Below are 13,061 nucleotides of genomic sequence, written 5' to 3' on the forward strand. Positions count from 1 at the left end.
GGCATGAGCGAAGAAAACACGTACGACTCGACCAGCATTAAAGTGCTGAAAGGTTTGGATGCCGTACGCAAACGTCCCGGTATGTACATCGGCGACACCGATGATGGTAGCGGTCTGCACCACATGGTGTTCGAGGTGGTCGACAACTCCATCGACGAAGCTTTGGCCGGTCACTGCGACGACATCAGCATTATCATCCACCCGGATGAGTCCATCACCGTGCGCGACAACGGTCGCGGTATTCCGGTCGATGTGCACAAAGAAGAAGGCGTATCGGCGGCAGAGGTCATCATGACCGTGCTTCACGCCGGCGGTAAGTTCGACGACAACTCCTATAAAGTTTCCGGCGGTTTGCACGGTGTAGGTGTGTCGGTGGTGAACGCTCTGTCCGAAGAGCTTATCCTGACTGTTCGCCGTAGCGGCAAGATCTGGGAACAGACCTACGTGCATGGTGTTCCACAAGAACCGATGAAAATCGTTGGCGACAGTGAATCCACCGGTACGCAGATCCACTTCAAGCCTTCGGCAGAAACCTTCAAGAATATCCACTTCAGCTGGGACATCCTGGCCAAGCGTATTCGTGAACTGTCGTTCCTTAACTCCGGTGTGGGTATCGTCCTCAAGGACGAGCGCAGCGGCAAGGAAGAGTTGTTCAAGTACGAAGGCGGCTTGCGTGCGTTCGTTGAGTACCTGAACACCAACAAGACTGCGGTCAACCAGGTGTTCCACTTCAACATCCAGCGTGAAGACGGTATCGGCGTTGAAATCGCCCTGCAGTGGAACGACAGCTTCAACGAGAACCTGTTGTGCTTCACCAACAACATTCCACAGCGCGACGGCGGTACTCACCTGGTGGGTTTCCGTTCCGCACTGACGCGTAACCTGAACACCTACATCGAAGCGGAAGGCTTGGCCAAGAAGCACAAAGTGGCCACTACCGGTGACGATGCGCGTGAAGGCCTGACGGCGATTATCTCGGTGAAAGTGCCGGATCCAAAGTTCAGCTCCCAGACCAAAGACAAGCTGGTGTCTTCCGAAGTGAAGACCGCAGTGGAACAGGAGATGGGCAAGTACTTCTCCGACTTCCTGCTGGAAAACCCGAACGAAGCCAAGCTGGTTGTCGGCAAGATGATCGACGCGGCGCGTGCCCGTGAAGCGGCGCGTAAAGCCCGTGAGATGACCCGCCGTAAAGGCGCGTTGGATATCGCCGGCCTGCCGGGCAAACTGGCTGACTGCCAGGAGAAGGACCCTGCCCTCTCCGAACTGTACCTGGTGGAAGGTGACTCTGCTGGCGGTTCCGCCAAGCAGGGTCGTAACCGTCGCACCCAGGCTATCCTGCCGTTGAAGGGTAAGATCCTCAACGTCGAGAAGGCCCGCTTCGACAAGATGATTTCCTCTCAGGAAGTCGGCACCTTGATCACGGCGTTGGGCTGCGGTATTGGCCGCGATGAGTACAACATCGACAAACTGCGTTACCACAACATCATCATCATGACCGATGCTGACGTCGACGGTTCGCACATCCGTACCCTGCTGCTGACCTTCTTCTTCCGTCAGTTGCCGGAGCTGATCGAGCGTGGCTACATCTACATCGCTCAGCCGCCGTTGTACAAAGTGAAAAAGGGCAAGCAAGAGCAGTACATCAAAGACGACGACGCCATGGAAGAGTACATGACGCAGTCGGCCCTGGAAGATGCCAGCCTGCACTTGAACGACGAAGCCCCGGGCATTTCCGGTGAGGCGCTGGAGCGTTTGGTTAACGACTTCCGCATGGTAATGAAGACCCTCAAGCGTCTGTCGCGCCTGTACCCTCAGGAGCTGACCGAGCACTTCATCTACCTGCCTTCCGTGAGCCTGGAGCAGTTGGGCGATCACGCCCACATGCAGAATTGGCTGGCTCAGTACGAAGTACGTCTGCGCACCGTCGAGAAGTCTGGCCTGGTTTACAAAGCCAGCTTGCGTGAAGACCGTGAACGTAACGTGTGGCTGCCGGAGGTTGAACTGATCTCCCACGGCCTGTCGAACTACGTCACCTTCAACCGCGACTTCTTCGGCAGCAACGACTACAAGACCGTGGTTACCCTCGGCGCGCAATTGAGCACCCTGTTGGACGACGGTGCTTACATCCAGCGTGGCGAGCGTAAGAAAGCGGTCAAGGAGTTCAAGGAAGCCCTGGACTGGTTGATGGCTGAAAGCACCAAGCGCCACACCATCCAGCGATACAAAGGTCTGGGCGAGATGAACCCGGATCAACTGTGGGAAACCACCATGGATCCTGCTCAGCGTCGCATGCTACGCGTGACCATCGAAGACGCCATTGGCGCAGACCAGATCTTCAACACCCTGATGGGTGATGCGGTCGAGCCTCGCCGTGACTTCATCGAGAGCAACGCCTTGGCGGTGTCTAACCTGGATTTCTGATCAGGCTGCCCGCTAAAACAAAAAGGCCAACGCTGAGCGTTGGCCTTTTTTATTGGGTGAAACTTAAGCGTTTTACAATTGCTCCACGTGGAACATCACTGTTTTTAACCTTGGGCCGCCGCCACACTCTCCAACCGATAGCCGTACCCGTAGATGGTCAGTAGCTGCCAGCCCCGGTCTGCGGTCAACCCCAGCTTGTTACGCAGCCGATAAATATGTGTATCCAGTGGCCGTGAGGAGACCATTTCTTCATGGCTCCAAAACCGCTCATACAGGTATTCCCGAGACAGTGGCCGAGCGAGATTGGCGAACAAGCAACTGGCCAGGCGGTATTCACGCTCAGTGAGATTGATCGGCTTACCCGCGCGCGTCACCGTCAGTTCGGCATCATCAAAGGTCAGGTCGTTGAAACTCTGCACCTCATTAGTCGCTGGCTTTTGCAGCCCATGGCGGCGTAGCACGGCGTTGACCCGAGCCTTGAGTTCGTTTGGCCGAAACGGCTTGCTGACGTAATCATCCGCCCCGCTGTTGAGTGCGGTGACGATATCGCTCTCGGCATCGCGGCTGGTCAACATGATTACGGCGGGTGGTGAGTCCATGTGCTCGCGGGTCCAGCGCAACAATGCGATGCCTGTGATGTCCGGCAGTTGCCAGTCGAGGATCAACAGGTCAAAGGTTTCGCGGCGCAGTTGGCGCAGCAGGTCTTCACCGCGTTCGAAGAAATGCAGGGACCAGGGTTGCTCTGCGGTGCTGGGGATCTGTCGCAGCGTCTGTTCAACCCGACGCAATTCAGCGGGTTCGTCGTCCAGTATTGCGACACGCATGGGTGGGTCCTTTCTACAAAAAATACGACAGCCGACGGTCTGTTCAATCGCGTAGGTAATGCACAGATGCCTGTGGTTGAATCTGAATAATTATGGCCAGACTCAATGCTCACAGGATCTATCGGTACGCTGATATCAAAGGGCCGTAAACCCGTTTAAAGTCTTGCGTACCTACCAGGCGAAAGATACCGGCTCCTACCCTTGAGGAAAAGGATCAGCCGACACATGCGCTGCCGTAGACCTGTATGTGCTGAGGTCAGATGCCGTCTGAAACTACTCGGGTGATGAGCTCCATGACCTGTTCTGCCTATCGATTATGCTGTGCCCTACCCGCGTTACTGGCCCTGGTCATCAGTACAGCTCAGGCTGCAACGCCCTATCGCCCTGCTTATATTGACGAGCCGTTCCTGTGCCGTGCGCACCCGTTGCCAGCAGTTGTGCAGCATTTGACGGGTGAAGCCTGGAAGCTCGATGCCAAAGGCGGGGCGCAGCATCTACTGGAAGGGATGAGCATTGATGAGCAAGAAGGCGTGAAGACTTCGACATCGGCTTTCGTCAGCCTGCGCCTGGGTGATGGTTCCAGTGTGGTGCTGCCCTCCAGTTCACAGGTGCGTCTGCACCTGGTGCAAAAACAGGCGATTCCCCAGGTCATTCTGGAACAGGGCCAGGTCGAGACCTATGTGATCAAACGGGCCAGTGACTACGACCGTTTTCAGATCGTGACGCCCGTCGGCGTTCTGGGCGTGCGTGGCACGCACTTTCGCGTGCGCAATGACGGCGAGCAATCCGTGCTGGAGGTGCTGAATGGCCAGGTAGCGGTTAACCGTGCAGCAGGCAGCGCCGCAGCCGAAGTGAAGGTGGACGCACGCCAAGGTCTGCTGATCAGACAACAAGGTGAACTCAAGCCCGTGGCGCTTTTGCCCGCGCCTGTATTAATCGGCCAGGATGGCCAAAAAGGTCAGTCGCCAGTCTGGAGCCTGTACCTGCGGCCATTACCCGGTGCACAGCGCTACCGCGCCCAAGTCGCGACCGACTCAGCCTTTATGAACATCAAGCAGGAAAACTTTTCCAGTGAGCCGAAAATGCGCTTCACTGGGCTCAAAGCATCGTTTTACCACGTGCGTTTGTCCGCCTACGACGCGCAGGGCCTGGAGGGAGAAACCGGGGTCTATGACATCTTCTATTACCCACCCGCCACTCAGGTACAGGCCAGCGATGGTTAACCCATGATGCTTTGGCACAAGGCCGAGAAACGCCAGCCCACTCATGCCCAGCGCTTGTTCCACGGCCTGGTGCGCGAGTGGTTGTGGATAGGTTTGCTGTTATTGCCAATGACGGCCTACCTCTCGTTGAGCCCGGGCCTGGCGCTGAACAACCCGCTGTATGACAGCCTCAGGCGCCTGGCGCCGTTGCCGGTAGACCCGCGCATCGTGCTGGTGACCATTGACGATCCTAGCCTGAAAGAGTTGGGCCGCTGGCCCTGGCCGCGCAGTTTGCACGCCGACCTGATCGACCGCCTGAGCGCCGCGCAGCCAGCGGCCATCCTCTTCGATGTGATCTTCAGTGAGCCCGGTGTGCCTGCCAACGACCGACGCCTAGCAGCCGCCGTGTGCAACGCCGGCAACGTGGTACTGCCGTTGCTGCGTGAGGAAGCGGCGAACTACAGCACGCCGGACGCGCATATGTTGCCGCTGCTCAAGTGTGCTAAAGGTCTCGGGCATATCAATGTTGAAGCCGACAGTGACGGCGTAGTGCGCAGCCTGTTTATGCGTGAAGGCCCACCCGGTGACACCACGCCGCAGTTGGCGTGGGTGGCCTATGCATTGAGCGGCCAGGCCTCTGAGATGCCAGGAGAACCCCAGCAACCGATTAACCCGTCCTGGCACCGGGAGCACGCCATTCGGATCCCGTTCATCGCTGCCGACACCCGCTTTCCTACGGTCTCCTACGCCAGCGTTATACGCGGTGAGGTCGACCCTGAACGGCTGCGGGGTCGGCTTATTCTGGTAGGCGCCACTGCGTCCGGCATGGGCGATCGTTTCGTCACCCCACTCTCCTCGACTGTCGGCACCACGGCGGGTGTTGAGATCCAGGCCAACGTGCTCAACGGCCTGCTGCAAGGGCGCAGCATCGTTGATCTACCCGGCGCGGTGTCGGCCTTGATGGCGACTGCCTGGGTGGCATTGTTACTGGGCCTGTTGTTGTATCGCCCACGCTACGCGCTCTGGATGACCCTGGGCTGCATGGCCACCGCATTGCTCGGCGCGTGGGTGTTGCTGCGCCAGGGCCACTGGTGGTCACCGGCCGCGTGCCTGATTGGTTTGCTGCTCAGCTACCTGATATGGAATTGGCGGCGCCTCAGCGTGATCCTGGCCTACTTCGGCTGGGAGCTTGCGCGGCTGGATAACGAACCCAAAGTACTGCCCGAGCGTCGTCGTGCGCCCGCGAGCAAGGGAGATGTGCTGCAAGCGCGGATCTTTGCCCTGGAACAAGCGGTAAGCCGTACACGCGATACCCGGCGGTTTATGGCCGACGGTCTGGAGTGCCTGCCGGTGGCCACGCTGATTACCGACCCCAAAGGCAGCATCCTGCTGGCCAACCGGATTGCACGTGAGGTGTTCAGTAATGAGTTAGTCAACCAAAACCTCCTCGAACAACTCGGCGACCTGGGTTATCCGCCGCTGCACAATGGCGTGCGCCCTGCTCTCTCAGCGCTGGAACTCGTTGAGTTTCGCGACATCCATCAGCGCAGCCTGCGCATTGAACTTGCCCCTTTGCTGCCGGCTGAAGGCGACGTCGCCCTCGGCTGGCTGATGAGCCTCACAGACTTGAGCAAAGAGCGCGAAGCGCAGCAGCACCGCGAAACCATGCTGCGCTTCCTGTCCCATGACCTGCGTGCGCCACACTCGGCGATCCTGGCGCTGCTGGATGTGCATGGCGGTGAGTCGCCGGTGTTTGCTCAGATCGAGCAACAGGTCAGGCGCGCGCTGAGCCTGACTGAATCGTTCGTACAACTGGCCAAAGCTGAGGCCGATGGCTACCAGTTTCAGCCCACGCTGTTTGCCATGCTGGTCATGGATGCTTTCGATCAAGTGGCGGTCATTGGCCAACTTAAAGGCATCCACCTGGTTCATGATCTGGACGAAGCCGATGAAGGCATGGTGTACGCCGATCAATCGCTGCTGACCCGAGCGTTGTTCAACGTGCTGGAGAATGCGATCAAGTATTCCCCTTCCGGTACTACCGTCACCTTGAGCCACGGCAGCGCGCAAGGATGGCTGGAATGCCGCATCAGCGATCAAGGACCCGGTATTGCGCCAGAGGATTTGCCCGAGCTATTCAGCCAATATCGACGCTTCGATTCGGCCCAAGGCAGTGAAGGTTTGGGGTTGGGGTTGACCATGGTCAAAGCTGTAGTGGAGCGCCATGGCGGTCGCATTCAATGTGAAAGCGAGGTGGGTAAGGGTTCGACTTTCAGCCTGCAACTGCCGTTACTCGAGGATTGAAAAACGTACTTTTTCACGGTGCATAAAAAACCGGTCACAAGGACCGGTTTTTTTATGCGGGAAAAACTTATGCACGTTTTTCGCGATTTTATGAGCTTTGGAAATATGTAAGTAAATCAGATTGTTATGAGGAAAAAACACCAATTCGCCAACAAACCGTACACAGGTTATCCACAGATCACTAAATCGCTGGTGTCTCGACTACAACCGGCTCTGGAGGCAGCGAACCCATGGCCCGTTGCTGCGCTTCATTCCACGCCTGTGCGCGGTCATTGAGTGCGGCAATGGCGCGTGGCCCTTCACCTTCGGCGTACATGGGCTCGCCAATGACCACAGTGATAGTGCCTTCACGCTTGGCCCAACCGGTCTTCGGCCAGAACTTGCCAGCGTTGTGCGCAATCGGCAGCACCGGCAGATGGGCGTTGACCGCTAATGCAGTACCGCCGCGTGAGAACTTGCCCACGGTGCCAAACGGCACACGCGTACCTTCCGGGAAGATCAGCACCCAAACACCATCCTTGAGCAGCTCGTCACCCTTCTTGGCCACGTGTTTGAGCGCCGCCTTGGGGTTGTCACGGTCGATGGCGATCGGCCGCAGCATGGCCATCGCCCAGCCGAAGAACGGCACGTACAGCAGCTCACGCTTAAGCACCTGGCTCAGAGGCGAGAAGTACGCGGACAGGAAGAACGTTTCCCACGTGCTCTGGTGATTCGACAGAATCACGCAGGGCTGGTCCGGGACGTTTTCAGCGCCCTTGATCTCGAAACGGATGCCCAGGAATACCTTGGTCAGCCACAACGCACAGCGGCACCAATAGACGTTGATAAAACGATAACGCGCCTTGAACGGCAGGAACGGCGCGATAAAAAAGCTCAGGGTGCACCACAGAAACGAACTGGTGCCCAGCAGCAGGTAAAAGAAGAAGGTTCTGATGGCCTGCAAAATCGACATGGCAGCATTTACCGTTGCGGGACATGGCCCGCCTGCTAAAAGCACACTCCCGAGCAATCCTTGTTCAGGAAGTCGAGGGCGGCTAGTTGTTAATAAGTTCTGCGGCAACCGCCGCCAGATCGTCAAAAATCAGAGTGCCCACCGGCAGGTTTTTCGCCTGGGTCTTTTCGCCTTTCCCGGTCTTAACCAAAACTGGCTGAGAGTCGACGGCTTTGGCCGCCTCCAGGTCACCGAGGCTGTCCCCGACGAACCATAGCCCAGCTAACGGCACCTTGTAATGTTCTGCAATGGTTTTCAACATGCCAGGCTTGGGTTTGCGGCACTCGCAGCCCTCATCCGGCCCGTGGGGGCAGTACACCACCAGCCCCACCTCACCGCCCTGCTCGGCCACTAACGCGCGCAAACGCGCGTGCATGGCGTCCAGGGTGGCGATGTCGTAATAACCGCGGGCGATGCCGGACTGGTTGGTGGCGATGGCCACCGTCCAGCCGGCTTTGCTCAACTGCGCGATGGCCTCGATCGAGCCGGGCAGTGGAATCCATTCCGCCACCGACTTGATGTAAGCGTCGGAGTCGTAATTGATCACCCCGTCCCGATCGAGAATCAGCAGTTTCAACATGGTCAGCCCAGTACAGAAATGTCAGCGATGTTGATGAACAAGCCGCGCAGGCGTGCCAGCATGGCGTAGCGGTTTTTCCGCACACCAGCATCTTCGGCATTGATCATCACCGCTTCAAAGAACGCATCCACCGGCTCACGCAAGGTGGCCAGGCGTGCCAGTGCTTCGGCGTAATTGCGTTCGGCGAGCAGCGGCTTCACCGCGTTTTCCGCTTTGGCGATGGCCGAGTTCAGCGAGAACTCCTTGGCATCGGCAAACAGGCCAGGGTCGACTTCGGCATTGCCGAGGTTGTCGGCCTTGCTCAGCAGGTTCGACACACGCTTGTTCACGGCGGCCAGAGCCTCGGCTTCCGGCAGCTTGCGGAAGGCTTGTACGGCCTGTACGCGCTGATCGAAGTCCAACGCCGAGCCCGGTTGCAGGGCACGTACCGACAGGTAGACGGAAACGTCCACGCCTTCGTCTTCATAACGCGCACGCAGGCGGTCGAACACAAACTCCAGCACTTGCTCGGCCAACCCGGCTTGCTTGACCTTGGCGCCAAACTGGCTGACTGCAAACACCACGGCCTGGGTCAGGTCGAGGTCGAGCTTTTTGTCGATCAGGATACGCAGCACGCCCAGGGCCGCACGGCGCAGGGCATACGGGTCTTTGCTGCCGGTAGGCAACATGCCGATACCGAAGATGCCGACGAGGGTGTCCAGCTTGTCGGCGATGGCCACGGCCGCACCGGTCAGGGTGCTCGGCAGCTCAGCGCCAGCGCCGCGCGGCATGTACTGCTCGTTCAGAGCCAGGGCCACATCGTCCGGTTCGCCGTCGTTGAGGGCGTAGTAGTAACCGGCGACGCCTTGCATCTCCGGGAACTCGCCGACCATTTCGGTGGCCAGGTCGCACTTGGACAGCAAGCCAGCGCGGGCTGCCCAGGCAGCGTCACCGCCAATGCGTGGGGCAATGTAGGCAGCCAGCTTGGAAACGCGCACGGCCTTGTCGTAGACGCTGCCGAGTTTTTCCTGGAACACCACGTTTTGCAGGCGCAGGTTGAAGTCTTCTAGCTTCTGCTTCTTGTCTTGCTTGAAGAAGAACTCGGCGTCAGTCAGGCGCGGGCGCACGACTTTCTCGTTACCGGCGATGATCTGCTGCGGGTCTTTGCTTTCGATGTTGGCCACGGTGATAAAACGCGGCAGCAGCTTACCGTCCACATCCAGCAGGCAGAAATACTTCTGGTTGTCCTGCATGGTGGTGATCAGCGCTTCTTGCGGCACGTCGAGGAAACGCTCCTCGAACGAGCACACCAGCGGCACCGGCCATTCAACCAGCGCGGTCACTTCGTCGAGCAGGCTTGGCGGCACGATGGCGGTGCCTTCCTGCAGGCGGGCCAGCTCTTCGGTGCGCTTGCTGATCAGCTCGCGGCGCTCGTTGGCATCGGCCAGCACGTAAGCGGCACGCAGGTCGGCGGCGTAGTTGGCCGGCGAGGTGATGCGCACGGCTTCTGGATGGTGGAAGCGGTGACCACGGGAATCACGGCCAGCCTTCTGGGCGAGGATCGTGCAGTCGATGACTTGGTCACCGAGCAACATCACCAGCCACTGAGTTGGGCGCACGAACTCTTCCTTGCGAGCACCCCAGCGCATGCGCTTGGGGATAGGCAAGTCGTTCAGGGAGTCTTCAACGATGGTCGGCAACAGGCTTGCCGTTGGCTTGCCGGTGATGACCTGGCTGAAACGCAGTTTCGGGCCGCTCTGGTCGATCTCGCTCAGCTCGACGCCACACTTCTTGGCAAAACCAAGGGCGGCTTGAGTCGGATTGCCTTCAGCATCAAAAGCCGCCTGGCGCGGTGGGCCGTCGAGGTTGATGCTGCGGTCCGGCTGCTGGGTTTCCAGCGCGGTCAGCAACACCGCCAGGCGACGTGGCGCGGCGTAGACTTTTTTCGCGGCGAACTTCAGGCCAGCGCTGTGCAGGCCTTTTTCGATACCGGCCAGGAACGCATCGGCCAGGGTGTTCAGTGCCTTGGGTGGCAGCTCTTCGGTGCCCAGTTCAACCAGGAAATCTTGAGCACTCATTGTGCAGCCTCCAGCTTAGCCAACACTTCATCACGCAGGTCCGGGGTTGCCATCGGGAAGCCCAGCTTGGCGCGAGCCAACAGGTAGGCTTGGGCGACGGAACGCGCCAGGGTGCGTACACGCAGGATGTATTGCTGGCGCGCGGTCACCGAGATGGCACGGCGGGCGTCCAGCAGGTTGAAGGTATGGGACGCCTTCAACACCATTTCATAGCTCGGCAACGGCAGCGGCTGGTCGAGTTCGATCAGGCGCTTGGCTTCGCTTTCATAGAAGTCGAACAGTTCGAACAGCTTGTCGACGTTGGCGTGTTCGAAGTTGTAAGTGGATTGCTCCACTTCGTTCTGGTGGAACACGTCGCCGTAGGTGACTTTGCCGAACGGGCCGTCAGCCCACACCAGGTCGTAGACCGAATCCACGCCTTGCAGGTACATGGCCAGGCGCTCGAGACCGTAGGTGATCTCGCCGGTCACCGGGTAGCACTCGATGCCGCCGGCTTGCTGGAAGTACGTGAACTGCGTCACTTCCATGCCATTGAGCCAGACTTCCCAGCCCAGGCCCCAGGCGCCCAAAGTTGGCGATTCCCAGTTGTCTTCGACGAAACGGATGTCGTGCACCAGTGGGTCCAGGCCGACATGTTTCAGCGAGCCCAGGTACAGCTCCTGGAAGTTATCCGGGTTCGGCTTCAATACCACCTGGAACTGGTAGTAGTGCTGCAGACGGTTCGGGTTTTCGCCGTAGCGGCCGTCAGTCGGGCGACGACTGGGCTGCACATAAGCGGCGTTCCAGGTTTCCGGGCCGATGGCCCGCAGGAATGTAGCGGTGTGGAAAGTGCCGGCGCCTACTTCCATATCGTAGGGCTGAAGTACCACACAACCTTGCTCGGCCCAGTATTGCTGGAGGGCGAGGATCAAGTCTTGGAAGGTACGCACGGCTGGCGTAGGCTGGCTCACGAAATTCACCTGTTACTTGGGCTGCGATTTAAAGAGCGGGAGTATACCCGATTCGGCCCTGCCACCACTCCCTGGAGCCTTATGCCACGCTGCTTTTGGTGTTCTGAAGATCCGCTGTACATGGCTTATCACGATCAGGAGTGGGGAACGCCGCTGCGCGATGCGCAGGGTTTGTTCGAGTTGCTTTTGCTCGAAGGGTTCCAGGCGGGCCTGTCCTGGATCACCGTTTTACGCAAACGCGAGCATTATCGAAAGGTCTTGTTCGGCTTTGATGCGCAGCGTTTGGCCAGGCTGACCGATGCTGAAATCGAAGCACTGATGCTCGACCCAGGCATCGTGCGTAACCGCCTAAAGCTCAACGCCACCCGCCGCAACGCCGCCGCCTGGCTGGCGCTGGAAGATCCGGTGGGGTTGCTCTGGTCCTTTGTTGGCGGCGTGCCCAAGGTCAATCACTTTACCGATCGCAGCCAAGTCCCGGCGATTACCCCCGAGGCTGAAGCCATGAGTAAAGCGTTGAAAAAAGCCGGTTTCACCTTCGTCGGCCCGACCATCTGCTACGCGTTCATGCAGGCCTCGGGCATGGTCATGGACCACACTCAGGACTGCGACCGTTACGCGGACTTGGCCAACGCCGGTTAGAATGCCCGCTTTGCGCACCACACACGATCAGGAGTGACCTGTGGAAAAGTTTAAAGGCGCCTTGCTGGTAGGCGCTCTTCGGTTGTTTGCCCTGCTGCCCTGGCGCGCTGTCCAGGCCGTCGGCACGGCGATTGGCTGGATCATGTGGAAAACCCCCAACCGCTCCCGCGACACGGTGCGGATCAACCTCTCTAAATGCTTCCCGGACATGGACCCGGCCGCCCGCGAGCGTCTGGTGGGCCAAAGCCTGATGGACATCGGCAAGTCGCTGACCGAAAGCGCTTGCGCCTGGATCTGGCCGGCACAGCGTTCCATCGACCTGGTGCGCGAAGTCGAAGGCCTGGAAGTGCTGCATGAGGCATTGGCCTCAGGCAAAGGCGTGGTTGGCATCACCAGCCACCTGGGCAACTGGGAAGTGTTGAACCACTTCTATTGCAACCAGTGCAAACCGATCATTTTCTACCGCCCGCCCAAGCTCAAGGCGGTGGATGAGTTGCTGCAAAAACAGCGGGTGCAGTTGGGTAACCGCGTGGCGGCGTCCACCAAGGAAGGCATCCTCAGTGTGATCAAGGAAGTGCGCAAAGGTGGTCAGGTGGGTATTCCGGCTGACCCGGAGCCGGCGGAATCTGCGGGCATCTTCGTGCCGTTTTTCGCCACCCAGGCGCTGACCAGCAAGTTTGTGCCGAACATGCTCGCAGGCCACAAGGCTGTTGGCGTGTTCCTGCATGCCCTGAGGCTGCCGGACGGTTCGGGTTACAAAGTGATTCTGGAAGCAGCGCCGGAAGATATGTACAGCACCGACACGGCTACCTCCTGCGCGGCGATGAGCAAGGTGGTGGAGCGTTATGTCGGTGCCTACCCGAGCCAGTACATGTGGAGCATGAAGCGCTTCAAGAAACGCCCGCCGGGTGAAGAGCGCTGGTACTGACCACGTGATCGTTCCCACGCTCCGCGTGGGAACGCCGCCTGTGACGCTCCGCGTCACGGTTTTAAGGGCAGGCGCAGAGCGCCCAGGGCTGCATTCCCACGCAGAGCGTGGGAACGATCATAAATGCAGGCAACTCGGTTTTTCAGCCATACCGAGGTGATGCTA

At 59.0% G+C, this 13,061-nt stretch carries 10 protein-coding genes; 5 read left to right on the plus strand and 5 right to left on the minus strand.

Going from position 1 to position 13,061, the window contains the following annotated elements:
* The first annotated feature begins 3 nt into the window (after positions 1–3).
* Positions 4–2,421: a DNA topoisomerase (ATP-hydrolyzing) subunit B gene (gyrB, locus tag HBO23_RS28675; protein ID WP_017135133.1), complete on the plus strand. Its 2,418-nt coding sequence runs from the start codon at positions 4–6 to the stop codon at positions 2,419–2,421.
* A gap of 104 nt (positions 2,422–2,525) precedes the next feature.
* Here the strand turns inward: gyrB and HBO23_RS28680 are convergent, their stop codons facing one another.
* Positions 2,526–3,245 (minus strand): response regulator transcription factor, encoded by a 720-nt coding sequence (locus HBO23_RS28680; protein ID WP_017135134.1) that lies wholly within the window; start codon positions 3,243–3,245, stop codon positions 2,526–2,528.
* A 293-nt stretch (positions 3,246–3,538) separates the two neighbouring features.
* Here HBO23_RS28680 and HBO23_RS28685 point away from each other — a divergent pair, with 293 nt between their 5' ends.
* Complete coding sequence (locus HBO23_RS28685) at positions 3,539–4,468, plus strand: FecR domain-containing protein (protein WP_170040599.1); 930 nt, start codon at positions 3,539–3,541, stop codon at positions 4,466–4,468.
* Between the two features lie 3 nt (positions 4,469–4,471).
* Entirely contained in the window at positions 4,472–6,751 is a 2,280-nt protein-coding gene (locus HBO23_RS28690) for a CHASE2 domain-containing protein (protein ID WP_170040600.1), read from the plus strand.
* Positions 6,752–6,932: 181 nt separating this feature from the next.
* On the opposite strand, the gene HBO23_RS28695 is transcribed toward HBO23_RS28690, so the two are convergent.
* The 4 genes from HBO23_RS28695 to glyQ form a co-directional block, all read right to left on the minus strand.
* Positions 6,933–7,703: a lysophospholipid acyltransferase family protein gene (locus HBO23_RS28695; protein WP_017135137.1), complete on the minus strand. Its 771-nt coding sequence runs from the start codon at positions 7,701–7,703 to the stop codon at positions 6,933–6,935.
* An 82-nt stretch (positions 7,704–7,785) separates the two neighbouring features.
* Entirely contained in the window at positions 7,786–8,322 is a 537-nt protein-coding gene (gmhB, locus tag HBO23_RS28700; protein WP_017135138.1) for a D-glycero-beta-D-manno-heptose 1,7-bisphosphate 7-phosphatase, read from the minus strand.
* A 2-nt stretch (positions 8,323–8,324) separates the two neighbouring features.
* Complete coding sequence (gene glyS, locus HBO23_RS28705; protein ID WP_017135139.1) at positions 8,325–10,379, minus strand: glycine--tRNA ligase subunit beta; 2,055 nt, start codon at positions 10,377–10,379, stop codon at positions 8,325–8,327.
* Positions 10,376–11,329: a glycine--tRNA ligase subunit alpha gene (glyQ, locus tag HBO23_RS28710; protein WP_003187265.1), complete on the minus strand. Its 954-nt coding sequence runs from the start codon at positions 11,327–11,329 to the stop codon at positions 10,376–10,378. The genes glyS and glyQ overlap by 4 nt, the downstream gene beginning before the upstream one ends.
* 81 nt (positions 11,330–11,410) lie before the next feature.
* On the opposite strand from glyQ, the gene tag reads away from it, so the two are divergent.
* Together tag and HBO23_RS28720 are read left to right on the plus strand one after the other, a co-directional pair.
* Complete coding sequence (gene tag / locus HBO23_RS28715; protein WP_017135140.1) at positions 11,411–11,968, plus strand: DNA-3-methyladenine glycosylase I; 558 nt, start codon at positions 11,411–11,413, stop codon at positions 11,966–11,968.
* 40 nt (positions 11,969–12,008) lie between these two features.
* Positions 12,009–12,896, plus strand: coding sequence for a lysophospholipid acyltransferase (locus tag HBO23_RS28720; protein ID WP_017135141.1), 888 nt, complete (start codon positions 12,009–12,011; stop codon positions 12,894–12,896).
* The last annotated feature ends 165 nt before the right edge of the window (positions 12,897–13,061 follow it).

This window comes from Pseudomonas sp. WS 5532 (assembly GCF_012985445.1).
Classification (GTDB): domain Bacteria; phylum Pseudomonadota; class Gammaproteobacteria; order Pseudomonadales; family Pseudomonadaceae; genus Aquipseudomonas; species Aquipseudomonas edaphica.

Coding starts and splice junctions, on each gene's coding strand:
- HBO23_RS28685 (WP_170040599.1), top strand. CDS start 3,539: ATGACCTGTTCTGCCTATCGATTATGCTGTGCCCTACCCGCGTTACTG.
- glyS (WP_017135139.1), bottom strand. CDS start 10,379: ATGAGTGCTCAAGATTTCCTGGTTGAACTGGGCACCGAAGAGCTGCCA.
- HBO23_RS28690 (WP_170040600.1), top strand. CDS start 4,472: ATGATGCTTTGGCACAAGGCCGAGAAACGCCAGCCCACTCATGCCCAG.
- gyrB (WP_017135133.1), top strand. CDS start 4: ATGAGCGAAGAAAACACGTACGACTCGACCAGCATTAAAGTGCTGAAA.
- HBO23_RS28680 (WP_017135134.1), bottom strand. CDS start 3,245: ATGCGTGTCGCAATACTGGACGACGAACCCGCTGAATTGCGTCGGGTT.
- tag (WP_017135140.1), top strand. CDS start 11,411: ATGCCACGCTGCTTTTGGTGTTCTGAAGATCCGCTGTACATGGCTTAT.
- gmhB (WP_017135138.1), bottom strand. CDS start 8,322: ATGTTGAAACTGCTGATTCTCGATCGGGACGGGGTGATCAATTACGAC.
- HBO23_RS28695 (WP_017135137.1), bottom strand. CDS start 7,703: ATGTCGATTTTGCAGGCCATCAGAACCTTCTTCTTTTACCTGCTGCTG.